Annotated in this window: 18 protein-coding genes and 1 pseudogene; 7 read left to right on the plus strand and 12 right to left on the minus strand. The window is 72.4% G+C overall.

The window, feature by feature from the left end; translation table 11 throughout:
* Window positions 1-20 precede the first annotated feature (20 nt).
* Complete coding sequence (locus tag AB0G20_RS28870) at window positions 21-2,153, minus strand: SpoIIE family protein phosphatase (RefSeq protein WP_361307307.1); 2,133 nt, start codon at window positions 2,151-2,153, stop codon at window positions 21-23.
* 212 nt (window positions 2,154-2,365) lie between these two features.
* Between AB0G20_RS28870 and AB0G20_RS28875 the strand changes: the two genes are divergently transcribed.
* On the plus strand, window positions 2,366-3,094 hold the full coding sequence (locus AB0G20_RS28875; RefSeq protein ID WP_361307309.1) for an ankyrin repeat domain-containing protein: 729 nt from the start codon (window positions 2,366-2,368) through the stop codon (window positions 3,092-3,094).
* An 84-nt stretch (window positions 3,095-3,178) separates the two neighbouring features.
* Here the strand turns inward: AB0G20_RS28875 and AB0G20_RS28880 are convergent, their stop codons facing one another.
* Together AB0G20_RS28880 and AB0G20_RS28885 are read right to left on the minus strand one after the other, a co-directional pair.
* A complete protein-coding gene (locus AB0G20_RS28880; protein WP_361307311.1) occupies window positions 3,179-3,361 on the minus strand; it encodes a hypothetical protein in 183 nt (60 codons plus the stop codon).
* 96 nt (window positions 3,362-3,457) lie between these two features.
* Window positions 3,458-4,425, minus strand: a pseudogene (locus AB0G20_RS28885) (aldo/keto reductase).
* Between the two features lie 230 nt (window positions 4,426-4,655).
* On the opposite strand from AB0G20_RS28885, the gene AB0G20_RS28890 reads away from it, so the two are divergent.
* From AB0G20_RS28890 to AB0G20_RS28905, 4 genes are all read left to right on the plus strand, one after another.
* Window positions 4,656-5,477 (plus strand): chitosanase, encoded by an 822-nt coding sequence (locus AB0G20_RS28890; RefSeq protein ID WP_361307313.1) that lies wholly within the window; start codon window positions 4,656-4,658, stop codon window positions 5,475-5,477.
* 88 nt (window positions 5,478-5,565) lie between these two features.
* Window positions 5,566-6,528, plus strand: a complete 963-nt coding sequence (locus tag AB0G20_RS28895) for a DMT family transporter (RefSeq protein ID WP_361307315.1) — start codon at window positions 5,566-5,568, stop codon at window positions 6,526-6,528.
* Window positions 6,529-6,586: 58 nt separating this feature from the next.
* Complete coding sequence (locus AB0G20_RS28900) at window positions 6,587-8,848, plus strand: MMPL family transporter (RefSeq protein WP_361307317.1); 2,262 nt, start codon at window positions 6,587-6,589, stop codon at window positions 8,846-8,848.
* 266 nt (window positions 8,849-9,114) lie between these two features.
* Window positions 9,115-9,876: a PRC and DUF2382 domain-containing protein gene (locus AB0G20_RS28905; RefSeq protein ID WP_361307319.1), complete on the plus strand. Its 762-nt coding sequence runs from the start codon at window positions 9,115-9,117 to the stop codon at window positions 9,874-9,876.
* A gap of 106 nt (window positions 9,877-9,982) precedes the next feature.
* On the opposite strand, the gene AB0G20_RS28910 is transcribed toward AB0G20_RS28905, so the two are convergent.
* The 4 genes from AB0G20_RS28910 to AB0G20_RS28925 form a co-directional block, all read right to left on the minus strand.
* Window positions 9,983-10,750, minus strand: coding sequence for a sulfite exporter TauE/SafE family protein (locus AB0G20_RS28910; RefSeq protein WP_361307321.1), 768 nt, complete (start codon window positions 10,748-10,750; stop codon window positions 9,983-9,985).
* Between the two features lie 175 nt (window positions 10,751-10,925).
* Complete coding sequence (locus tag AB0G20_RS28915) at window positions 10,926-12,959, minus strand: DUF1996 domain-containing protein (protein WP_361307470.1); 2,034 nt, start codon at window positions 12,957-12,959, stop codon at window positions 10,926-10,928.
* A 252-nt stretch (window positions 12,960-13,211) separates the two neighbouring features.
* The gene (locus AB0G20_RS28920) at window positions 13,212-13,892 is read right to left on the minus strand and encodes a lytic polysaccharide monooxygenase (protein ID WP_361307323.1); all 681 of its coding nucleotides are present in this window, start codon (window positions 13,890-13,892) and stop codon (window positions 13,212-13,214) included.
* 237 nt (window positions 13,893-14,129) lie between these two features.
* Complete coding sequence (locus AB0G20_RS28925) at window positions 14,130-14,762, minus strand: GNAT family N-acetyltransferase (protein ID WP_361307325.1); 633 nt, start codon at window positions 14,760-14,762, stop codon at window positions 14,130-14,132.
* A gap of 88 nt (window positions 14,763-14,850) precedes the next feature.
* Between AB0G20_RS28925 and AB0G20_RS28930 the strand changes: the two genes are divergently transcribed.
* The gene (locus tag AB0G20_RS28930; protein WP_361307327.1) at window positions 14,851-16,026 is read left to right on the plus strand and encodes a YihY/virulence factor BrkB family protein; all 1,176 of its coding nucleotides are present in this window, start codon (window positions 14,851-14,853) and stop codon (window positions 16,024-16,026) included.
* Window positions 16,027-16,040: 14 nt separating this feature from the next.
* Here AB0G20_RS28930 and AB0G20_RS28935 read toward each other — a convergent pair whose 3' ends face one another.
* From AB0G20_RS28935 to AB0G20_RS28945, 3 genes are all read right to left on the minus strand, one after another.
* Window positions 16,041-16,493: an NAD(P)H-dependent oxidoreductase gene (locus AB0G20_RS28935; protein ID WP_361307329.1), complete on the minus strand. Its 453-nt coding sequence runs from the start codon at window positions 16,491-16,493 to the stop codon at window positions 16,041-16,043.
* A gap of 68 nt (window positions 16,494-16,561) precedes the next feature.
* On the minus strand, window positions 16,562-17,026 hold the full coding sequence (locus AB0G20_RS28940; RefSeq protein ID WP_361307331.1) for a DUF3618 domain-containing protein: 465 nt from the start codon (window positions 17,024-17,026) through the stop codon (window positions 16,562-16,564).
* Window positions 17,023-17,394, minus strand: coding sequence for a phage holin family protein (locus AB0G20_RS28945; RefSeq protein ID WP_361307333.1), 372 nt, complete (start codon window positions 17,392-17,394; stop codon window positions 17,023-17,025). The genes AB0G20_RS28940 and AB0G20_RS28945 overlap by 4 nt, the downstream gene beginning before the upstream one ends.
* A 222-nt stretch (window positions 17,395-17,616) precedes the next feature.
* On the opposite strand from AB0G20_RS28945, the gene AB0G20_RS28950 reads away from it, so the two are divergent.
* On the plus strand, window positions 17,617-18,066 hold the full coding sequence (locus AB0G20_RS28950) for an SRPBCC family protein (RefSeq protein ID WP_361307335.1): 450 nt from the start codon (window positions 17,617-17,619) through the stop codon (window positions 18,064-18,066).
* Window positions 18,067-18,126: 60 nt separating this feature from the next.
* Here AB0G20_RS28950 and AB0G20_RS28955 read toward each other — a convergent pair whose 3' ends face one another.
* Window positions 18,127-22,455 carry a cation-translocating P-type ATPase gene (locus AB0G20_RS28955; protein ID WP_361307337.1) on the minus strand — a complete coding sequence of 1,443 codons (4,329 nt, stop codon included), beginning with the start codon at window positions 22,453-22,455 and terminating at the stop codon, window positions 18,127-18,129.
* Window positions 22,456-22,471: 16 nt separating this feature from the next.
* Window positions 22,472-23,026, minus strand: coding sequence for a hypothetical protein (locus tag AB0G20_RS28960; RefSeq protein ID WP_361307339.1), 555 nt, complete (start codon window positions 23,024-23,026; stop codon window positions 22,472-22,474).
* Window positions 23,027-23,171 lie beyond the last annotated feature (145 nt).

A 23,171-nucleotide genomic window follows, 5' to 3' on the forward strand; every position in this document is an offset into this window, starting at 1 on the left:
GGCGAGTTCGGGCGGCGGTCTCACGCCGGTCTGTCGCTCAGGCGGGAAGCGCGCAGGAGGAGCACCGCGATGTCGTCGGTGTGCTGTCCGGTGGGGGTGGTGTGGCGGACGAGCCGGTCGATGAGCCGTTCCAGGTCGTAGCCGTCGCCGGTGTCCAGGTGCCCGGCGAGGTCGGTCGTGGTGCGGGTGGCGTCGGTGCCGGGGAGTTCGACCAGGCCGTCGGTGTAGAGGGCGAGGGTCGTGCCGGGGAGCAGGGGTGTCGTGGTGACCGGGTAGTGGGCGCCGGTGTCGATCCCCAGCAGCGGGCCGGGCTCGACGTCGAGGACGCCGGCGGGGTGCCGGGCGTGGCGCAGCAGCGGCGGCACGTGTCCCGCGCTGGCGAAGGAGACCTGGTGGCGGCCCAGGTCGAGGTGGGCGTAGAGGCAGGAGACGAGCAGTTCGGAGTCGAGGTCGGCCAGGAGCCGGTTGGTGCGGGCGAGGACCTGGCCGGGTGCGGCGCCGGCGGTGGCGTGGGCGTGGATGGCGGTGCGGACCTGGCCCATGAGGGCGGCTGCGGCGACGCTGTGGCCTTCCACGTCGCCGATGACGGCGGCCGCGGTCGTGTCGTTCAGGCGCAGGACGTCGAAGAAGTCCCCGCCGACCTCGGTGCCGTGGCCGGCGGGCAGGTAGCGGGCGGCTACGTCGAGGCCGGGCAGGCGCGGCAGGGCCCGGGGCAGCAGGGCGCTCTGCAGTTCGTGCACGAGCCGGTGTTTGGTGTCGTAGAGCCGGGCGCGGTCGAGGGCCTGGGCGATCAGGCCGGACAGCGAGGTGAGGACGGCGCGTTCGTCGGCGGTGAAGGTGTGCGGCTGGGCGTAGGACAGGATGCAGCAGCCGACCGGCCGGCCGGAGATGGTCAGGGGGAGGAACGCCCAGGCCTGCTTGCCGCTGATCTGGGGGGCTCTGGGGTAGCTGGCGGCCAGCTCGGCGGGGTGGGCGAAGAAGGCGGGCGTGCCGCTGGCGAGGACCTGGCCGGCGGGGGTGAGGTCGGTGTCCAGGGACAGGGCGTCGAGCCGCTCCATCACGTCGGCCGGGTAGCCGTGGTAGCCGGTGATCTTCAGCCGGCCGGCCTCGACGCCGGACAGCACGAGGCCCTGGGCGCCGAAGGCGGGCAGGATCTGGTGGGCGATCAGTGCGACGAGGTCGCGCACGGTCACCGTCTCGGTGAGCGCGGCGGCCAGGTGCACGAGTTGGTAGAGGCGCCCCGTGGGTGCCGCGACGGGTGGCCGGGCGCCGGTCGGCGGCGGGTCCTCGGTCCGCTCGGCGCTCGGCAGGACGCGAACGCTGATGCCGCTGGTGTCTGGGTACAGCTGGAAGGTCAGCTGCTGGTCCGGCGGGCGGAGCGCGGTGAAGGAGACGGGGGCGCGGCTGACGAGCGCCGTGCGGTAGTGGTCCTCGTAGACGGGGTCGTCGAGCCAGGGCAGGGACTGCCAGGGCCGGGTGCCGAGGAGCCGGTCGGCGCCGCGGCCGAGCAGGCGGGCCGCGGTGGCGGTGGCGAAGGTGATGCGGCCCTCCAGGTCGAGGGCCAGGGCGCCCTCGGGGAGGCGTTCGAGGTAGTCGGCGGCGGCCAGGCCGGTCTGCGCGGGGTGGCGTGCGGCGTCGACGGGGACGACGCGCGGCAGGTCGGGCAGGGACGGTGGCTGGGTGGCGTCGTCAAGAATGCGGGCCATGCGGCGGGCGCTGGAGGTGATGTCGCCGCGTTCGCGTGGCGTGATCCGGCGGGGCCGGCCGGCGGGCCACATCAGCACGAGGCCGCCCCAGGCGCGTCGTACGCCGGTCAGCGGGACGGCGGCCAAGGCGAACGGGTAGGGCAGGACGGCAGCCGCACGGGGGTAGCGGCGGGCCATCTCCTCCTGGCCGGCGACGCAGACCAGGGCGTCGTCGTGGATCGCGTCGGCGACCGGGACCGGTGCGGTCAGGGGCAGGCGCCGCCAGGGAGCGGTGAAGGCCACCGGCAGGCCGCACAGGGCCACCAGGCGCAGCACCGGCTCCGCCTCCTCGATGAGGTAGAGGCCGCCGATCGAGGCGCCGGTGCCGCGCACGGTGTCGGCCAGGGCCGCCCCCAGGGCGTCGTCCGGCGATCCGGCGCCTCCGGCTCGCTCGTTGCTCCCGGGCATGGTGTCCTCCCGCTCCTGCCCGGACGCTACGTCTGGCGGAGCGTGCGGGCATGTCGTTCGGACGGGTGCCCGGTTTGAGGCTGAATGTGCATTTCCGGGGCGGGTGTCACAGGGCTGCCGGGGGCGGTGGTCCGGCCGTTTCGCGCGGGCGGCCGTGCGCACGGACACCGGCCGGCAGAATCGGGGACCCTGGACGGCATCGGGAGGCCGGGGTGCAGACGCTGACATCGCAGGACCCGCTGGCCGTCGCCGTCACGGAGGCGATCCGGACCGGGGAGCTGCCCGGCCTCCGGCAGCTGCTCGCCGACCATCCCGGTCTCGCCACCGCACGCATCACCGAGCAGGGTGAGGACGGCAGGGGCACGCGCAGTCTGCTGCACATCGCGACCGACTGGCCCGGTCACTTCCCCAGAGGCCCCGAGGTGGTCGCGGCCCTGGTCGCCGCCGGGGCCGATCCCCGGGCCCGCTTCGACGGTGCGCACACGGAGACGCCGCTGCACTGGGCCGCCTCCAACAACGATGTGCCCGTGCTGGACGCGCTCATCGCGGCCGGGGCCGACATCGAAGCGCCCGGGGCGGTGATCGGCGGTGGCACTCCGCTCGCCGACGCCCGGGGATTCGGCCAGTGGCGCGCCGCGCACCGGCTGGTCGAGCACGGCGCGCGCGTCACCCTTCAGGACGCCGCCACGCTCGGCCTGCTCGACCGGGTCCGGGCGTACGTCGAGGCGGACGAGCCGCCGTCGCCGGAGGAGATCACCAGCGCCTTCTGGGGCGCCTGCCACGGCGGGCACCTGCCCACCGCGCAGTACCTCCACCAATGCGGCGCCGACCCCGACTGGTGCGGCTACGACGGCAAGACCCCGCTCGACATCGCCCGCGCCCAGGACGCCGACGACGTCGTGCGGTGGCTGCGCGACCTGGGCGCGAAGAGCCGCGCCTAGGGCCTGTCGTTTGGATCATGCCGGCGTGGCGGGGCAGGCGGGACTTCGCGGACACGGCCTGGCGGCCCGGCCCGGCGGGACGCCTCACAGGCAGTAGCGCACCAGCCATTCGTCCTGGTTGTACGCGGTGCGCGCCGGGTCGGGCACGCTGGCCGCCCGCTCCTCGACCATGTCCTCCACGCGCACCGGCTCCGGCAGTGCCCCGAAGCGGGCCCGGCGGGCGGTGCTCTCCGCCTCGCTCCCCTGCTGCGACGTCGCCTCGTCCATGGCGATTCCCCTCTCCGGCTGGTCCGTCCGACCGTTCGGCCCTTGGTGGGCAAAGAGTTGACGTGCGAGAGAGGCGCATGGTTCCCGCGGCGCGGCTCAGCCGTAGAAGTTGCGCTGCCACCGGTGCCCGGCGAGGGTGGCCGGCTGGTCGTCCGTGAGCGGCCGGCCGTCGCTCAGGGCGGTGTTGCGCTCGACGTTGCGGACGCTGCGCACCCCCGGGATGACGGTCGATACGGCGGGGCTGCTCAGGACGAAGCGCAGCGCGGTCTCGGCCATGTCGTCGGCACCGATGCCCAGGTCGGCGCAGATCGCCGCGACACGCCGCTCGACCTGGGCGGGACGGTCGTCACGGAAGTAGCGGTTGCGGAAGTCGCCCTCGGGGAAGGTCGCGCCGGCCGCGATCCGCCCGGTGAGTCCGCCCTCGTCGAGAGCGACGCGCACGATGACGCCGACGCCGTGCTCGGCGCAGGCGGGGAGCAGGTTCTCGGCCGGGGCCTGGTCGAAGATGTTGTAGATGACCTGGACGGTGTCGACCGTGCCGCTGCGCACCAGCCGGACGGCGTTGTCGGGCTCGTGGTCGTTGACCGACACGCCGAAGAAGCCGGATCTTGCCCTCCCGCTTCAGGTCCTCGACCGTCTCCAGCCACTCGCCGCGGCCGACCCACTCGTCGCTCCACACGTGGAACTGCACCACGTCGAAGTGGTCGAGGCCGCTCGCACGCAGGCCGGCCTCCACGCTGCTGCGGGATGTGCGCGCCGGGGAACGACTGCGCGGGGTCCACGCCGTCCGGAGCGGGCCACAGCCGGTTCAGCGGCGCCACCTTGGTGGCCACGAGGATGTCGTCGCCGGCCCGCTCCCGCACCACCCGGCCGACGATGCGCTCGCTCTCCCCGTAGCCGCGGGCGGTGTCGATGAAGTTCACACCGAGGTCCAGGGCCCGGTGCAGGGCTCGGACGGACTCGTTCCCGGTGGCGCCGACCCAGGCGGACTCGCCGATCCCCCAGGCGCCGTAGCCGATCTCCGACACCAACAGTCCGCTGCGTCCCAGTTCGCGACAGCGCACGGTGCACCTCCACGGCTCGGTGGTCCCGCGACCGGCCGGTGCCGTCGGCTGCGCCGACCTCAGGCGATCACCCGCCGGAGATCACGGCGGTTCAGCCGGGTGAACCGGCTTGTTCGACTCTACGAACATTCAACTCGGTTGTTTCCCTTACGCCTTCACAGTGATAGGAAACCTTCCTATCAGTTCTGCACGGCCGGCTCTTCCAACCCCCCACTCTGCTTGGAGGCACCGTGAGACACCCCTCGGCCCCGGCCACCCGCCGCACCGTCCTGGCGCTGTTCGGCGCGGCCCTCGCTGCCGCCCCGCTCCTGAAGCCGCCGCACGCCACGGCGTCCGTGCGTGCGATCGGGCTCGACGACCCGGCGAAGAAGGAGATCGCCATGCAGCTCGTGTCGAGCGCGGAGAACTCCTCGCTCGACTGGAAGGCGCAGTACCAGTACATCGAGGACATCGGCGACGGCCGCGGCTACACCGCCGGCATCATCGGGTTCTGCTCCGGCACCGGCGACATGCTCGACCTCGTCGAGCTCTACACCGACCGCAGGCCCGGCAACGTCCTCGCGAAGTACCTGCCGGCCCTGCGCGAGGTCGACGGCTCCGACTCGCACGACGGGCTCGACCCCGGCTTCCCGGGCGACTGGCGCCGGGCGGCGCGTGACGCCGAGTTCCGGCGCGCCCAGGACGACGAGCGCGACCGGGTGTACTTCAACCCGGCGGTCCGGCAGGGAAAGGCGGACGGCCTGCGGGTGCTGGGCCAGTTCGCCTACTACGACGCCCTCGTCATGCACGGCGACGGCGGCGACCCCGCGAGCTTCCGCAACATCCGCAAGCGGGCCCTGCGGACGGCGCAGCCGCCGGCGCGGGGCGGTGACGAGGTGACGTACCTCAACTCCTTCCTGGACGCACGGGTGTGGGCCATGAAGCAGGAGGAGGCGCACAGCGACACCAGCCGGGTCGACACGGCCCAGCGTGTCTTCCTGCGCAAGCGCAACCTCGACCTCGACCCGCCGCTGGACTGGAAGGTCTACGGCGACAGCTATCACATCGGCTGACCACCACCGGCCCGGGAGCGATTGGTCCGTCAAGCACGGGTGAAAGTGGACCTCCTCCCGGGCCGCCCAACTGCCTAGCGTCGCCGGCATGAACGCCACCACCACACGCGGAGCCCTGCTCGCCGCGCTCGCCTGTGTCCTCGTCGGAGGGTCCTTCACCGCCAACAGCGTCCTGGGCGACTACCCGTACGCCGGCGGCCAGTTCCTGCGCTACGGACTGGCCTGCCTGCTGCTCGTCCCGGCGGCCGGGAAGGGCGCCGCCGACCGGCTGCGGGCCCTGACTCTCCGTCAGTGGGGCCGTCTCGCCCTGCTCGCGGCGGTCGGCATGGTCGGCTTCAACCTGGCCGTCATCGCCGCGGAGCGCACGGCGGAACCGGCGGTGCCCGGCGTGTTCGTGGGCTGCGCGCCGGTGGCCGTCGCCGTGCTCGTGCCCCTCCTGGACGGACGCAGGCCGCAACGGACGGTGCTGTACGGGGCGTTGCTCGTGGCCGTCGGCGCCTTCACGGTCCAGGGCTGGGGACGCACGGACGGCGCGGGCATCGCCTTCTCGGTGTGCGCCCTGGTCGGGGAGGTCGGGTTCGCCGTGCTCGCCGTGCCCGTACTGCGGCCGCTCGGGCCCCGGCTGCTGTCCGCGACCGTGTGCGCGGTCGCCGCTCTGGAGTCGGCAGCGATCGGGCTGTCGGTCGACGGCGCCGGCTGGCTGCGGCATCCGGACGCCGTGGAGACGGCCGCGCTGCTGTGGCAGGCGGTGGTGGTCACCGTGGTCGGCTTCGTGTGCTGGTACATGGGCATGCAGCGGATCGGCGCGGAGCGGGCCACCCTCTTCTCCGGCCTCATCCCGGTCGCGGCGGCCTGCACCGCGCCGCTGGTCGGCACGGGTTCCTACGGACTCGCGCAAGCGGCGGGCAGTGCGCTGGTGGGGCTAGGTGTGGCGCTCGGGTCGGGAGCGCTGAGGCGGGCGAGGCGCGAACGCCGTTCACCGAGGCGGGCCTTTCGGGGGAACGGGCGCCCGCAGTCCCGTGGGGTCCGCGTGCCTGAAATGCCGGAGTGACCCCGCGTGCATCTAATGGACGGCATTGAACTCCCGGCCCGCACAGGAGACGACGTCCATGCCGCACAGCCGCACCGGTGGAGGGGACCAGAAGGCCGCGCGCGGGGGTGCACTGCGGCGGCTGGGCGAGTGGTGCGCACGCCACTTCGTGATCGTCATCATCGCCTGGCTGGTGGCGCTGGTGGCGCTGCAGGTCGTCAGCCGGGCGTTCGGCGGGGAGTACTCCGACAACTTCTCCCTGCCCCAGGCGCAGTCCCAGAAGGGCCTGGACGTGCTCAAGGCGCACGATCCGCAGGCCGGTGGCTACAGCAGCCAGATCGTGCTGCACGACGACCAGCAGCCCCTGACAGCGCTGAGTTCCCAGATCTCCACCACGGTCGCCGACCTGGAGAAGCTGCCGCACGTCCTGTCGGCCCAGAACCCGCTGTCCGCACAGGGGTCGCCCTCGGGGCAGTCGCAGCAGCAGAACGTCGGTCCGCTGTCCGACGACCAGAAGACGGCGTACATCACCGTCCGTTTCGACCAGCAGCCCTCGACGCTCGGCGACGACTACCTGAACGGGGTCGACAGCGCCGTGCGGTCACTGCGGTCGGCCGGTGCGGAGGTCGAGTACGGCGGGCCGCTCGGCGAGCTCGCCCGGCCGGACGCCGACGACCGGGTGAGCGAGCTGATCGGCTTCGGCGTGGCCGTCATCGTGCTGCTGATCGGTTTCGGCAGTGTCATCGCCGCCGTCGTCCCGCTGCTCACCGCGCTGATCAGCGTCGTCGGCGGCCTCGCGATCCTCGGGCTGCTGGCCGTCGCGTTCACCTTCGCGACGGTCTCCCCGACCCTGGCCACCATGATCGGGCTCGGTGTCGGGATCGACTACGCCCTGTTCATGATCACCCGTCACCGGCAGAACCTCGTCGACGGCGCGGACCCGGTGCGCGCCGCCGGGCAGGCCGCGGCCACCAGCGGTCACGCCGTCCTCGTCTCCGGCTGCACGGTGATCATCGCGCTGGCGGGCCTGTCGGCCTCCGGGGTCGACTTCATCGCCCTGCTCGGGGTCGCCGCCGCGGTCACCGTCGTCTCGGCCGTCGTCGGCGCGCTCACCCTGGTCCCGGCTCTGCTCGGGCTCATCGGCCGGCGCATCGATCGCTACCGGGTGCGCCGCCCCGTCGCCGAGACCGACATCGAGGCGGGTGGGACACCGCAGGGCACCTGGCACCGGTACGCGCAGCGGGTGGAGCGCAGACCGCTGTGGTTCCTGTCGGCGGGTGTCGCCGTGGTCGCGGTGCTCGCGATCCCCGTGTTCTCCCTACAGCTCGGGCACATCGGCGACGGCGCCGATCCGACGTCCTTCACGGACCGGCGGGCCTACGACCTGATGACCGACGCGTTCGGGCCCGGGTCCAACGGACCGCTCACCGTCGTCATCGACCAGACGAACGTGCCCGACTCGCAGCGTTCCGGTCTGGCCTCGAAGGCCCAGCAGACGCTCGACTCGGTCCAGGGGGCCTCCGTCGTCACCCCCCTGACGCCCACGCAGGACGGCGACGCCCTGATCGGCACCGTCTACTCGACCCAGTCGCCGCAGAGCGCCACGACCACGGACCTGAGCAACCGACTGGTCGACCAGACCCTGCCGGACGCGGTCGTGGGCACGGCCGCCAAGGGCTATGTCACCGGCACGACGGCGGCCCAGGTCGACTTCCGCGACATCGTCGCCTCCCGGCTGGTCGTGATCATCCTCGTCGTGGTCGGCCTGGCGTTCCTGATCATCCTGGCCGTGTTCCGGGGGCTGCTCGTCGCCGTGAAGGCGGCCGTCCTGAACGTCCTGTCGATCGCCGCCTCCTACGGGGTGGTCGTCGCGGTGTTCCAGTGGGGCTGGGGCGGTCCCGCGCTCGGCGTCAACGGCAAGGTGCCCATCGAGAGCTATGTGCCGATGATGATGTTCGCCATCATCTTCGGCCTCAGCATGGACTACGAGATCTTCCTGCTCTCCCGCGTCCACGAGGCGTGGCTGCGCACCGGGGACGCCAAGGCCTCCGTGGCCCACGCCCTGGAGATCACGGCCCGGGTCATCACCTGTGCCGCGCTGATCATGGTGAGCGTGTTCGCGGCGTTCATCGTCAGTGACAACATCGTGGTCAAGATGCTCGGGCTGGGGCTGGCCGTCAGCGTGCTCATCGACGCGACCGTCGTACGGCTGCTCATGGTGCCGGCGGTGATGACGCTGCTCGGGCGGCACGCCTGGTGGATGCCGCGGTGGCTGGACCGGGTGCTGCCGCACATCGACGCCGAGGGGCCACAGACCGGGGCACGTTCGGCGTCTCCCTGAAGCGTGCTCCAAATCCCTTGCGGCTTGGGCTGCTTGCGACGGCTTCGCGCCTCACCCCGAACTCCTGTCCGAAAAATTCCATTTTTTACTGTTTTGGTCTAGTTGGTGTGGTTAATCGAGGAGGGTGCGTATGGGCGGACGCCGGGGCACCAGGTGCCGGCGGCGAGTCCCCGCACCCGGCCGGACGCGCCGAAGCGCGGAGATGGACGGCGCATGCCGTCGCCGCGGGTGGTCCGGTTCCCTATCGAGAATTCCGGGAGTTAAGAATGATCACCCGAGAGCAGATTCCCACCGTGCTGGACCACCCGGTCCATGACGCCAGGGGCGACAAGATCGGCGATGCCAGGCACGTCTTCTTCGACGACCTCACCGGCGAGCCCGAGTGGGTCAGCGTACGGACCGGCCTGTTCGGCACCAGCGAGTCCTTCGTGCCCATCCACGACGCGGCCCTCGTCGAGGACCACCTCGAGGTGCCGTACGCCAAGGACCAGGTCAAGGACGCGCCCAACGTCGACATAGACGCCGGCGGCCACCTGTCCGAGCAGGAGGAGGAGCGCCTGTACCAGTACTACGGCATCAACTGGGACGCCGCCTCGCAGGACGTTCGCTCCGGCACCGGCCAGGCCACCGGCACCACCGACGACGCGATGACGCGGTCCGAGGAGGAAATGCACATCGGTGTCGAACGCCGCGAGGCCGGCCGGGCGCGGTTGCGCAAGTACGTCGTCACCGAAGAGCAGCAGTACACCGTCCCCGTTCGCCATGAAGAGGTCCGCGTCGAGCGCGAGCCGATCAGCGACACCAACCGGGACAGGGCGATGGCCGGCCCGGACATCACCGAGGCGGAACACGACGTCACCCTCTACGAGGAGCAGCCCGTGGTGGAGACCAGGGCAGTACCGAAGGAGCGGGTCCGCCTGACCACCGAGGAGGTCACAGAGGAGGAGACCGTCACCGGCGAGGTCCGCAAGGAACGCATCGAAACCGAGGGAACCGACGAGCAGGGGGACCAGCGGCGCCGCCACTGATCTCCACCGGGAGCCCGGGGAGGGAGGACCGCCGACCCTCCCTCCCGGGCATCCTGCGTACCCGTCAGGACGAACAAGCCCTCCGTCGGTGAGGGATGGCCGGGGGTCAGTGGAGCACCAGGTGGACGAGGGCGACGGTGCCGACCGACACGATCAGGGTCCGCAGGACGGCGGGGCTGAAGCGGCGGCCGGTTCTGGCTCCGATCAGACCACCGAGCGCTGATCCTGCGGCGATGAGCACGACGGCCGTCCAGTCGAAGGGGGCGAAGAACAGGAACAGCAGGGCGGCGACGGTGTTGACGACCGCCGCCAGCACGTTCTTCACGGCGTTGAGCCGCTGCAGCGTATCGTCGAGCAGCATGCCCATCAGGGAGACGTAGATGATGCCCTGGGCGGCGGAGAAATAGCCGCCGTAGACGCTGGCCAGCGTCAGCCCGGTGAACAGCAGCGGGCCACCGTCACGGCGGACGCGGCTGCTGCCCGCCTCGCGACGACGGCGCACTCTCTTCGCGATCCAGGGCTGGCACGCGACCAGGACGAGGGCGAGACCCACCAGGACCGGCACGATCCGTTCGAACGCCGACGCGGGCAGGGTCAGCAGCAGCACGGCGCCCGCGAGGCCGCCCAGCACGGCACCGATGCCGAGCAGGAGGACCCGCCGGCCCTGGCCGCGCAGTTCCTCGCGATAGCCGACGGCCGCGGTGATGGAACCGGGGACCAGGCCGAGCCCGTTCGACACCGTGGCCGTGACCGGGGGCAGTCCGGTGGCGAGCAGGACCGGAAAGGTGATCAGCGTCCCCGAGCCGACGACGGCGTTGACGGCCCCGGCAGTTGTGCCGGCGGCGAGCACGGCGGCCATGTCCCACGGCGTCACGCTGCCGCCCCGCCGCGGGTGCTGTTCCAGGTGATGTTCATGGGGTCACGCTAGAGGGCGGGTGCTTCGGCCGTCGTCGAAGGGTACGGGGTACGGCCTCGGCCGGACACGCGCGACGGCGGCGGGATCCGGTGGGATCCCGCCGCCGTTCCGGGCTCACGCCCGGGAGTGACCTCTAGCTGCGCCTGACCCGGCGGAGGACGACGAAGCCCGCGATGACCAGGACTGCGCCCGCCGCGGCCGGCCAGAGCTGGGCGCCGGTGTCGGCCAGGCCGCCCCCGCCGACCGCCTGCGGCTCGGCCCCGGACGGGGCCGACGGGGTCGGGGCGGCACTGGTCGCCGTGCCGACGGCCTGGGACTCGCCGAGACCGTCCGTGTCCTCGTCGTTGCCGTCCTTCGAACCGCCGCCCTGCTCTGCGGCGTTGCCGCCGTCGGCCGAGGCCGTGGCCTTCACCTCGGGCTGGGCGTTGCCGTTGCCGGGTGCCGTGGACGCGTCGCCGGGCTCCGGTTCGGGAGCCGGCTTGTCCGCCGGGGGCTTCTCAACCTCGCCCTTGCCGTCGTCACCGGCGTCGCCCTTGTCGCCGGGCTTGCCGGCACCGTTGCCGCCCTGCGGGGCGTCGGGAGTGCGGGTGGGCTGCTCCTGCGGGGCTTCCGGAGTCTTGGTCGGCTCCTCCTGAGGAGCCTCGGGAGTCTTCGTCGGCTCCTCCTGCGGGGCCTCCGGCGTCTTGGTCGGCTCCTCCTGAGGCGCCTCGCCCGGTGCCGGGTCCTGCCCGCCGTCCGCTCCGGCTCCGCACGTGCGGCCGTCGTTGATGCAGTCGACCATCTCCCCCATCAGATCCTCGTCGAAGATGTTGATGAAGTCGCCGTGGTCCGTGACCGGCTTGTGCAACTGCTCCGGGAAGGAGTCGACCGCGAACAGCGGTGTCGTACGGCCGCCGTCCTGCAGGCTGGGCGCGTCGATGTCGTAGACGATGCGCTGGACCAGCTGCGGGATGGGGCGGAAACCGGACGGGCAGTTGCCGGCAGCGTCCGAAAACGCCACGTGGGTGCGGTGGTTGGCGCTGTCGATGTTGCGGCCGTCCCAGCAGCTCTGGAACTTGAAGGTCCGTACGACGTCGCTGCCCTGCGGGCACAGCGGGTACTTGTCCTTCAGCTGCCGGTCCTCGAAGCCCGTGCAGCTCCAGGAGGCGTTGGCGTTCGCGGGGCCGTTGACGAACGACTTGGCGTCGCCGGTGATGATGCGCAGCAGCCGCGGCATGGCCGTGACCTTCTCGCGCGGGTTGCCCACGAAGTTCAGCGTGACCTGCTTCGGCGTCACGATCTCGCCGGCGTTGCCCTCGATGCCGCCGCCGGGCGAGTTGGCGTCCTGCTCCTGGGCGCCGTTCTGCAGACGCACGACGGGCCAGTAGTAGGACGACTTGTCGCCCTGGTCGTCGCAGCTGGTCTCGGCCTTCGCGAGGTCCTGGTCGCCGGCGAAGGCGTTGTTGGCCTGGTTGCCGACGTAGTCGTGGAAGTGGTGGGCACCGTTGGTGACGCCGGGAGCGGCGATGATGTTGTCGGAGTTGAACAGGCCGTTCTCGTTCACACCGCAGCTGGTGGCGAAGGAGCCGCGGGACGCGTTGCCCTCCTGGCGGGGGCTGTTCACGTTCGGCTGGACGCTCTTGATGTCCGCGAAGTCGGCGGCGACGGGGCCGTTGCCCGCCTGTCCGCCGTTGGCCCCCTGGCCGTTCCCCTGCTCCTGGCCGTCCTGGCCCTGCTCCTGACCGGGCTGCTCGGTGGCGCCGCCGTCCTGGCCTTCGCCCTGCGCGGGGGCCTGGTTGCCGTCCTCCACGGTGCAGGCGGCGAGGGCCTCGAGCCCTTCGGGGCGGTCCCCGACGCGGTCGATGGCGATCGCGATGCGCTCCAGGGTCGCGGCCCGCTTCTCCTTCAGCGGGTTCACGACCGCGTTGTCGGCGAAGCCGGGATCCTGCTGCACCTGTTGTGCCGATTCGCTCAGCCGCTGATAGGCCTTGGCGATCTGCTCGTCCAGGAGGGCGAGTTCCTTGTCCACCTCCCCTCGCGCCTGCTCGGGGACCGAGGTCAGTTTGCTGCCGACGTCCGGGCAGTCGATCGTGGCACCCGCGGTCCGGACCCCCGTGCCGGACCGCGTCTGAGCGGAGTCACCGCCCGAACCGCCGTCCGTGGCGGAGGCGTAGACGTTCGCGGCCATCAGGCCGCCCCCGCCCAGGATCAGTGCGAATGCGGCGAAGGTCGCGCGTCGTGGGCCGGTAGGGCGTCTTCGCGTGTTGCGTCCCAAGGGTGCTCTCCTGCGCTTGTGGCGTGCCGGGCATGAAAATCCCCTCGCCCCATACGTACGGGAGCACCGGTGTGTTCACTCATCTCGAAAATTTTCGGAGAACTCTCATGAAGCCCCGGCCGGCCCGGGCCCCGCCGGACACGGCGTCCGGCGGGGAAGCGCAGGTCAGCGGAAGTTCACGTCACTGCACAGGAAGTAGGTCTGGTCCATGTGCGAGGCCTGCCAGATCGTGTACACGACGTGCCGGCCGCTCAGCCCCGAAGTGCTCACGGGAATCTCGTAGTTCTGGCTGGGCGCGTACCTGCCGGTGCGCTTGACGAGCTGGAGGTCGTTCCAGGTCAGCGGCTGGGTGGTGGGGTCGAAGCCCTGCCGCGTGACGTACACCAGGAAGTAGTCGGCGCCGTGACTGGCCTGGTCGTACAGCTTCACGGTGAAGTTGCCGGTGATGTCCGTCGTCTTCCAGGCGCCGACCGTGTCGAGGGAGTTGTACCGGCCGCCCTCGGTCCGGCCGCCGCTGCACAGCTGGCCGTTGGGGACGACGGCCTGGAAGTTCCCGCCGGAGCCGTTGCGGTACAGGCCGTTCCAGTTCCACATGGCGTTGGGGTCGGCCCGCCACGCCTGCCAGCACATGGGGTCCTGCTGGGCCATCGCGGGGTTCAGGTGATCGCTCCCCCAGCGCAGCCAGCAGCCGTAGTTGCGGGAGGCCGGGTCGACGACCGAGCCGTGGGCGACGGCGGTGCCGCTCCACGGGATCAGGCTGAGCAGCGCGGCGACCAGGACGCTCAGGGCGAGTGCCGGACGGGACCTGCCCCTGGAGAGCCGTACATCATGACCATGACAATCCATGATCTCCCTCTTTCGGATGTGGGGGTTGTCGTGCCTTCGGTCGTGCGTCGGGTCGTACCTCGGGTCGTACTTTCGATCATGTTTCGGTGTACTTCCGTGGGGAGTGCGGGCGCGTGTGGGAGCGCTCCCGCACCGCACAGGCTGCGCCCGATGACACGAGTCGGCAACGCGTGATTGCGCCACTTCCGTGCCTCCTGGCGCGTTCGATGCGTTCGACGCACGCGACGGCAGGGGCCGTCAGAGGCGGTCGAGTTCCTTCGTGGTGCGGCCGAGACAGGTGGCCTCGCCCGGCTCGGGGACGTCGATCTCCTCGAAGCCCATGCGGTCGTAGAAGGCTCTGGCCCGGGTGTTGGCGGTCGCCATGGACAGGTGGACGGCCGGGACTCCCCCGTCCTGGAGGGCCTGCAGGAACGTCCGCATCAGGCGGCGCCCGTGGCCCTGGCCCTGCCATGCGGGCAGCAGGTCGATGTGCAGATGCGCGGGGTGGGCGGCCAGTTCGGGGAGCACCATCCGTTCGGGGTTGTGCAGCAGGCCTGCGATGACTTCGTCCGGGGTGCGCGGCGGCCGGGGCGGTTCCGGGTAGCGGCCGGCCACCAGGGGCAGCCATGTGGTGCGGAAGGCCCGGGCGAAGCGCGGGGTGTCGGCCGTGCCGAGGATGTAGCCGACCGCCTGTCCCTGCCCGTCGTCCAGCACGAAGGCCAGTTCCGGCTCCAGATGGACGTACGGCGCCGCGAAGGTCGCCGGGAAGATGCCCGGGTCCGCGTAGTGGGGGCGGCTGTCCTCGCCGCGGTGCGCGGTGCGGATGCAGATGTCGTCGAGAGCGGGGCGGTCCTCGGGGCGGTACGGGCGGATGGCGGGCGACATGGTCATGATGGCATCGTGCACACAGTGGGAGCGCTCCCTCAACCCGGTTGGACGAGCACGGCTTAAGCGCCCGGCCTGGGGTTACTCGTCCCACATGGTGAAGCTGCATATTCCGGGACGAAAAGAACATCACGAGACCGAGGCCCCGCCTCCGGAGAGCCCACGCCCCGGGCCCGAGGCGGAACGCCGGCAGTCTCCCGATGCGGAACGCCGGCCGGCTCCCGATGCGGAACGCCGGCCGTCTCCCGATGCGGAGCGCCGGGAAGCTCCCACCCCCGCTGACGAGGAACCGGGGCCGGACCCCGAGGTGGAGCGTGCGGCGCCCGACACGCCGACCGACCTGCCCCGCAAGTCGTGGGGCGCGGTGCTGAAGGGCAGCCTGCGGGAGTTCAAGGACGACGAGCTGACCGACCGGGCGGCCGCGCTGACGTACTACGGCGTGCTGGCGATGTTCCCTGCGCTGCTGGTGCTGGTGTCGATGCTGGGCCTCACCGGCAAGTCGACCACGGACAAGGTGCTCGAGAACGTCCAGCAACTGGCCCCCGGCTCGGCCCGCGACATCATCACCCGGGCCGTCGAGCAGTTGCAGGGCAACGCCGGCATCGGTTCGCTGATGGCGATCGTCGGCCTGGTCCTGGCGGTGTGGTCGGCGTCCGGTTACGTGGGCGCGTTCATCCGCTCGGCCAACGCCGTCTACGACATGCCCGAGGGCCGGCCGGTGTGGAAGCTGCTGCCGGTGCGGGTGGCCGTGACGGTCGTGCTGATGGTGATGGCCGTGTTCAGCGCGCTGATCGTGGTCTTCACCGGCGGGCTGGCCCGCCAGGCCGGAACGACCCTGGGGATCGGCGACACCGCGCTGACGGTGTGGACGTACGCGAAGTGGCCCGTTCTGGTCCTGCTGGTCACGACCATGATCGCGATCCTGTACTGGGCGACTCCGAACGCCAAGGTGAAGGGCTTCCGCTGGATCACCCCGGGCAGTCTGCTCGCCCTGCTGATCTGGCTGTTGGCATCCGCCGGCTTCGCGTTCTACGTGGCCAACTTCGCCTCGTACAACAAGACCTACGGCACGATGGCCGGTGTCATCGTCTTCCTGGTGTGGCTGTGGATCACCAACCTGGCGATCCTGCTGGGTCTGGAGTTCGACGCGGAGACGGTGCGGCAGCGGGCCATCGCCGGTGGGCATCCGCCCGAGGCCGAGCCGTACACCCAGCCGCGTGACACCCGGGCGTGGGACGAACAGGACCGGCGCCGGATGGACGAGACCTGACCTGTCCGGACGGTTCAGCCCATGAGTCCGGCGGCGACCGTCGCGCCCAGTTCCCAGCACCGCTCGAGGTCGCCCTTGTCCGGCTCCCCGGTCACGGTCACGGCCTCGGCGGTGCGGCGCCAGCCGAGGCCCGTCGTGACCGATTCGATCCCGCGCACCGCTCCGGTGACGTCGTTGCCGCCGTGCACCCAGTAGCCGAAGGGGCGGCCACGGGTGGCGTCCAGGCACGGGTAGTAGACCTGGTCGAAGAAGTGCTTGAGGGCGCCGGACATATAGCCGAGGTTCGCGGGAGTGCCGAGGAGGAAGCCGTCGGCGGCCAGGACGTCGGAGGCGGTGGCGGCCAGCGCGGGCACGCGGACGACCCGGACGTCCTCGATGTCGGGATCCGAGGCCCCGGAGACGACGGCTTCGAGCATCGCCTGGCAATGGGGCGAGGGCGTGTGATGGACGATCAGCAAGGTGGCCACGGCACCTGACCTTGCCGCCTGGGCCCCCGCCACCGCAAGCGGTGACGGGGGCCGGGTGTCGCTGTCGCTCAGCGCTTGCCGCGGCGGCGGATCAGCAGGCAGGCCACGAGTACGGCACCTGCGCCCGCCAGCAGGGCGGCCCGGTGGTCGCGCACCTGCTGCGGCGCCTTGTCCTGCCAGACCTGCTCGGCCTGTGCGGCCTTCTCCTTCGCGCCCTGAGCGGCGGCGGCGCCCTTCTCCTTCACCGGCTCGGGCAGCTTCTCCTCCACGGTGTGGGCGACGTGCGCGGCCTTGGCCCTGGCCTGTCCGCTCCATTCCTGAGCCTTGGCCCCGGCCTGTCCGCTCCATTCCTGAGCCTTGGCCCCGGCCTGTTCCCTGACCGCGACGGCCTTCTCACGGGCTCGGGTCTTGACGTCGGCCCGGTCCGCCAGGGCCTGGACGGTGTCGCCGAGTTCGTGGCGGGTGTGCTCGACCTGCTCGCGCAGCTCTTCCTGGCTGCGGGCGGTCGGCTCGTCGTGCGGAGGCTGGGTCATCGTTGTGCACTCTCCTTGATCTCGGCCACGTCGGCCTTCACGCTGTCGATGGTCCGCTGCGGGGCGGGCGGGGTGGCGCTGCGCACCTGCTTGCGGCCGGCCAGCGCCGTCAGGCCCGTGGCGACGGCCAGTACGCCGGTGACGATCAGCGCCGCCGCCCACACCGGCAGCGGTACGGCCAGGGCGGCGATCCCCGTGGCGACCAGAGCCTGCAGAGTGACGAAGCCGAGTACGCCGGCTCCGCCGAACAGACCGCCGCCCTTTCCGAAGCGTTTGCCCTTCTCGGTCATCTCCGCCTGGGCGAGGCGCATCTCGCCGCGCACCAGGTCGGACAGCTGCTCGGTGGCCCGTTGCACCAGCTCGCTCACGGGCTCTTCCCCGGCCGCCGGCCCGCTCCCCGTGCGGGGAGCGGCAGAGGCCGCGCGATCCGTGTCCGCCATGGCGATCACCTCCCGGTCCGTAGTTGCAGGCCGGGTACCCCAGTGAGGGCGGAAAGGACACCTCCTCGGACAACTCTTGATGACGATGAGTGAGCGGCGCGAGATCTGGTACCCGTCCGCCGCTCACGTACGAGAAAGGGAGGCATCGCCTTGTCGCAGGTAGAGGAATCCATCGAGGTCCGCGTGCCGGTGCACACCGCGTACAACCAGTGGACGCAGTTCGAGACCTTCCCCGAGTTCATGGACGGCGTCGAGCGCATCGAGCAGCGCTCCGACACCCTCACGCACTGGGTGACGAAGGTCGGCGGACAGGCGCGGGAATTCGACGCGGAGATCACCGAGCAGGTCCCGGACGAGCGCGTCGCCTGGACGACCGTGGGTGGCGAGGCGCGGCAGGCCGGTGTGGTGACCTTCCACCGCATCCAGGACGACACCACCAAGGTCATGCTGCAGATGGACTTCGACCCCAGTGGCGTGGCCGAGACCGTGGGCGACAAGCTCGGGTTCGTGAAGCGGCAGGTCTCCGGTGATCTGCGGCGGTTCAAGGAATTCATGGAGGCCCGCGGGGCGGAGACGGGCGCCTGGCGCGGCGCGGTCTGACCGGATGCGAGGAGGCCGCCACCACTGCGTGTGGTGGCGGCCTCCTGCTGTGCTCGCCCGCTACGCCACCGGGGCGGCGATCCCGCTCTGGAAGAGCTGCCGGGCCTGGCGGCTCAGGTCGTTGAGGCGCAGGGCGAGCTGTGCCGCGGCGTCGTAGAGGGTGTGGACGGCCTGGAGGCGCTCCAGGCGGGGCGCCAGGGCCGACAGGGCGATGGCGAGGGCGACGCCGGACCAGGCCACGGGCCCGAGCGGAGTGCAGCCGAAGAAGTGGCTGACGCCGGGGGTCTGGACGAGGGCGGCGAGGACGGCGGCCGAGCCGAGGGCCGTGACCCACACCAGGGTGCTGTGGCGCCGCCCGGAGAGGGTCTGCACGAGCTGGGCGCCGACCACGCCGCACAGGGCCATGGTGGTGGACCGGCGTTCGGTGCCGGGGGTGAGGCGGCCGATGAGGTACGCCGTGACCGCGCCGAGGCAGGTGGTGATGCCGCGGCGACGGATGGAGCGCAGCAGGGGGGCGCCGAGGACGTCGAGGCGCATCGGGCCGGTCGCGGCGTGCTCCGCGGTCGAGGGGTCGTCGCTCGGCGTGACCGCCACCGCCATGGCCGGGAACATGTCGGTGAGCAGGTTGACCAGCAGCAGCTGACGTGTCGACAGGGGCGAGGCGCCGGCGAGCAGGGTGCCGAGGACGCTGAAGCCGACCTCGCCGGCGTTGCCTCCGATGAGGATGCTCACCGCGTCGGCGACGCTGCGCCACAGGGCACGGCCCTCGGCGACCGCGTCCACGAGGACCGACAGGTCGCCGGTGGTGAGCACCAGGTCGGCGGCGTTGCGGGCGGCCGCGGAGCCGCGGGACTCGACGCCGACCCCGACGTCGGCGGCGCGGATGGCGGCGGCGTCGTTGGCGCCGTCGCCGGCCATCGCCACGACCCGCCCGGCCTGTTGCAGGGCCTCCACGACGTGCAGCTTCTGCTCGGGTGCGACCCGGGCGATGACGCCCGCACCGCGCAGGACCCGGACGCGTTCGCGGCGCTCCATGGCGACGAGTTCGTCGCCGGTCACCGCCTCGGTCTCCTCCGGCCAGCCCAGTTGCAGGGCGATGGCGCGGGCGGTCTCCGGGTGGTCGCCGGTGAGCATGACGGGCAGGATGCCGGAGCGGCGCAGTTCCGCGAGCAGGGCGTGCGAGGTGTCGCGCGGGATGTCGGCGAGAGCGACGAAGCCGCTGAACTCCAGGTCCGCCAGCGGCGCGTCGAGTTCGGCCTCGGCGTCGTCGGCCCGGCAGGCGCGGCGGGCGACGGCGAGGACGCGCAGTCCTTGCCCGGCCAGTTCGTGGGCGGTGTCCCAGGCGTGGCCGGGGAGGTCCCGGCAGGTGGGCAGGATCGTCTCGGGGGCGCCCTTGACGACGAGGAGTTCGCCCATGTCCGGGTCGCCGTCGCGGCCGACCGCTGCGGCGTAGCCCCGGCGGGTCTCGAAGGGCAGTTCGCCGGTGGGTGCCCAGTCCGCGTCGGGCGGGGCGACGTCGAGGACGGCCTCGTCGGTGGCGTGTGCGACGCGGCGGCCCTGCCCCGTCTCCTCCTGCGGGCAGGCGCGCGCGGCCAGGCGCACGATCGGTGCGGCCTGTTCGTCGTCCGTGGCGAGGACGGTGCCGTCGGCGGTGGCGACGCGGACCAGGCGCAGTTTGTTCTCGGTGAGGGTGCCGGTCTTGTCGAAGCAGACGGTGTCGACCCGGCCGAGCGCCTCCAGGGTGCGCGGGGTGCGCACCAGGACGCCACGGCGGGACAGCCGGCGGGCCGCCGCCATCTGCGCGACGGTCGCGACGAGCGGAAGCCCTTCGGGGACGGCGGCGACGGCGACCGCGACACCGCCGCTGACGGCGCGTCGTACGGGGCTGCCGCGCAGCAGGGACAGCCCGGTCACGGCCGCGCCGCCGGTGAAGGTCACCGGCAGGGCCTTGCGGGTCAGTTCCTGGAGCCGGGCCTGGACGCCGGCGGGCGGCGGGGTGCGGGCGGCGAGCGTGACGGCCCGGCCCGCCTCGGTCTGGTCGCCGGTGTTCACGACCAGGGCGGTGGCCCCGCCGGCCACGACGGTGGTGCCCTCGAAGACCATGCAGGTGCGCTGCGCCACGGGCATACCCGGTGTGGCGTCGACGGCCTTGGTCACCGGCAGGGACTCGCCGGTGAGCGCCGACTCGTCGACCTCCAGGCCGTCGACCTCCAGCAGCCGTGCGTCGGCGGGTACGACGTCGCCGGCGCCGAGGCTGATCTCGTCGCCGGGCCGCAGCCGGGCCGCGTCGACGGTGACCGTGCGTCGGCGGCTGTCCTGCCTGCGGGCCTTGGGCTGCTGCCGGGCGGCGAGCCGGGCCAGGGCCTGTTCGGCACGCAGCCGCTGGAGTCCGCCGGTCACGGCGTTGAGGTCCATGGCGCCGACGACGAGCAGCGCGTCGACGACCGAGCCGAGCAGCGCCGAGGCGACGGCGCCCGTGGCGAGGACGGGGGTCAGCGGGTCGTCGAGTTCGCGGCGTACGGCTCCGGCCGCCTGCCACGTCCAGCGGGCGGGGGCGACGGCCGGGTGCCGGGCCACGCGTTCGGCCCGCTGCCGTGAACGGCCGGCGAGCAGGGCGATTCCGCGGGGCTCGCCGTCGCGGTCGGCGCGCCCGAGCCGGTCGCGGGCCTCGTGGGGCTCCAGGGCGTGCCAGGGGATGTGCAGGCGGGGCGGGGGCGGGGTGGCCCGGGCCACCCGGACGGCTTCGAACCAGCCGGTGATCAGGGCGTTGGCGGCGGCGATGTTGACGGGGGCGTGCCGGGTGAGGGGCCACAGGAGCTGACGGCCCGGGGGCTGCCCGCCGCGGGCGACCAGCAGCCCGGAGAGGGCCGCGCCGGCGCGGGCCAGGGTCTGCGAGCGGCGTCCGACGCGCCGGGCCGCGGGGATGGCGGTCAGCAGCCGCCAGACGTCGGCAAGGCCTCCCGGGGCCAGCACGTCGACGCCCCAGGAGACGGCCGCCCCTCCGTCGGTGAGGGCGATGGCCACGTCACCGGCGGGCAGCCCGGCCGCGACGTGCCCGTCGCCGGACTCGTCCAGGCGGGCGACGGTCACGACCACGCGCCCCTCGTCCTGCAGGGCCCGTACGACGTCGCCGAACGGCTTGGCGCTCGGGGCGACCTCGTCGGCGAGCCGGGTGATGTCCTTCAGGTCGGAGCCGCCCGCGATCACGACGTGCAGTCCGGCCCGGCGGGCGGCGTCCAAAACGGCCTCGGCGAAGGGGTGGATCGGGTCGTCGGGCAGGCCGTCGTCGGTGTCGTCCTGGCGCAGGCTGCGCAGGGCGTCGGCGTGCAGGACGAGGGCGTCGGCGATCTCCAGCTGCCGCAGGCGCTCCCCGTTGCGCAGGAGGATCCCGGCATGGGCGAGGAAGGCGCCGAGGGTCGCGCCGAAGGCGGCCGGTCCGTACCGGGCCGCCTTCGGGGATCCGGCGAGGACCGCTTCGGCCGCGTCCGTCGCGCTGTGCGTGACGAGGAAGGTGGCGGCGGCGCCGGCGAGGCTGCCGGTGCTGGCGTGGGAGGCGTACTCCGCGGCGGGGGTCACCTTGAGCGGCGGCCGGGTGTTCACGGGGCAGGGCAGGCTGGTGCGCCGGTGGTGGCAGACGTCGTCGTGCAGCGCCTCGAAGGCGGCGGCCCTGGCCACGGCTTCGGTGAGCTGGTTGCCGCGCAGGACGCCGTCGAGCACGAGTGCCAGCGGGGTCTGGCCGACGCCGTGGGCGGCGGCGTTGGCGGCGGCGAGGACGAGTTCCATGCCGGACGCGCCGAAGCGCTGCCGGAGCAGGGCCCGGAACCGCGGGTTCTCGCGCAGCAGCGTGACGGTGGCGGTGATGATGCGCGAGGTGGGCGGCAGCCGCAGGGACCGGCCGACCAGGGCACCGGCCGCGCCGACGGCGTCCAGCAGGATCGCCGCCGCGGTGACACGCACCTCGGCCGGGTCGCCGGGGTGGCTGGTGTCCCGGAGGTTCGGATCGGCACCCTCCTCCAGGCCGAAGCGGGCGGCGAGCGCGGTGGCCCGCTCGGTGACGCGGTCGGTGGCGGCGTCCTCGGCGACGGTGACCACCAGGCGGGCCAGTCCCCCGTCCCAGTACGCCGTGAGCACGTCCGGGTGCTCGACCAGTTCCTCGGCGACTTTGTGGACGAGCGCTTCGGCCTCGCCGTCGGAGTGCCGCAGTGCGAGGTGGAGGCGCTGCCCGGCCTTCCAGTGCTGTCCGCCGGTCAGGGCGTTGCGCGCGACGTTGCGGACGCGGCGCGTGGTGTCGTAGACGGACGTCACCGACTGGGCGGTGCTGCGGGCGGCGCCTGCGGCGGCCCCGGCCACGGCCCCGACCAGCGGAGTGACGTCGAAGCGTGTGAGCATCTCCTGCCGTCCCCACTCAGCCGGCGGGGCGGCTGTCGTGTCCGTGCCCGTGGGGCTGCTCCTCGCCGTGGTGCGCGGTGGCCTCGGCGACCTGCTTCAGCGCGGAGGCCGTGGCGGTGTCGCCGACCTTCGCGGGCTGTTCGTGGGCGTGCTGTTCCGGCCGCTCGTGCCGGTAGTGGGAGGAGGTGAGTTTGCCGCCGGGGCCGTAGGCGGAGGTGTCCTCGTCGTCCCGGCCGGCCTGGGCGGAGCGGTTCTCTCCGGGCCTGCCGGTCCGGGTTCCGCCGTTCGGAGACGCGCCGTCGGGCCGCTGACCGGGCCTCGGCTGGGTCAGCCAGGCGACGGCCGCTCCGGTCAGCGCCACCGGCCACTCCACCACTCCGGCCACGCCGAGCACCCCGGCGCCGGCGTAGACGGCCATCCGGCGGCCCCGCGGCGAGACCGCTCCGATCCTGTCCAGCGCGTCCGAGGCGACCTTGCCCACCTGCTCCGCACCCGGCAGGTGCCTGAGGCCGGAGGCGACGGCCCGCAACGGCTGCGGAAGATCGGACGAACGTGATGTCTCCTGGTTCATGTCGACCTCCACAAGCGCGATTGTCCAGCGGCGTCATCCGGTTTCCCAGCTATTCGCCCCATATTCCGCCTTTGGTGCGGTATGCGCTTGTCTTGTTCGGCCGGGGAGGTCGGGGAGCCGCCACCCGGGGAGGAGGGGCCGGCCG

The sequence above is a fragment of the Streptomyces sp. NPDC024017 genome, from assembly GCF_040638895.1.
Classification (GTDB): domain Bacteria; phylum Actinomycetota; class Actinomycetes; order Streptomycetales; family Streptomycetaceae; genus Streptomyces.

Coding starts and splice junctions, on each gene's coding strand:
- AB0G20_RS28895 (WP_361307315.1), top strand. CDS start 5,566: ATGAACGCCACCACCACACGCGGAGCCCTGCTCGCCGCGCTCGCCTGT.
- AB0G20_RS28960 (WP_361307339.1), bottom strand. CDS start 23,026: ATGAACCAGGAGACATCACGTTCGTCCGATCTTCCGCAGCCGTTGCGG.
- AB0G20_RS28955 (WP_361307337.1), bottom strand. CDS start 22,455: ATGCTCACACGCTTCGACGTCACTCCGCTGGTCGGGGCCGTGGCCGGG.
- AB0G20_RS28920 (WP_361307323.1), bottom strand. CDS start 13,892: ATGGATTGTCATGGTCATGATGTACGGCTCTCCAGGGGCAGGTCCCGT.
- AB0G20_RS28905 (WP_361307319.1), top strand. CDS start 9,115: ATGATCACCCGAGAGCAGATTCCCACCGTGCTGGACCACCCGGTCCAT.
- AB0G20_RS28880 (WP_361307311.1), bottom strand. CDS start 3,361: ATGGACGAGGCGACGTCGCAGCAGGGGAGCGAGGCGGAGAGCACCGCC.
- AB0G20_RS28915 (WP_361307470.1), bottom strand. CDS start 12,959: ATGGCCGCGAACGTCTACGCCTCCGCCACGGACGGCGGTTCGGGCGGT.
- AB0G20_RS28940 (WP_361307331.1), bottom strand. CDS start 17,026: ATGACCCAGCCTCCGCACGACGAGCCGACCGCCCGCAGCCAGGAAGAG.
- AB0G20_RS28870 (WP_361307307.1), bottom strand. CDS start 2,153: ATGCCCGGGAGCAACGAGCGAGCCGGAGGCGCCGGATCGCCGGACGAC.
- AB0G20_RS28925 (WP_361307325.1), bottom strand. CDS start 14,762: ATGACCATGTCGCCCGCCATCCGCCCGTACCGCCCCGAGGACCGCCCC.
- AB0G20_RS28930 (WP_361307327.1), top strand. CDS start 14,851: ATGGTGAAGCTGCATATTCCGGGACGAAAAGAACATCACGAGACCGAG.
- AB0G20_RS28900 (WP_361307317.1), top strand. CDS start 6,587: ATGCCGCACAGCCGCACCGGTGGAGGGGACCAGAAGGCCGCGCGCGGG.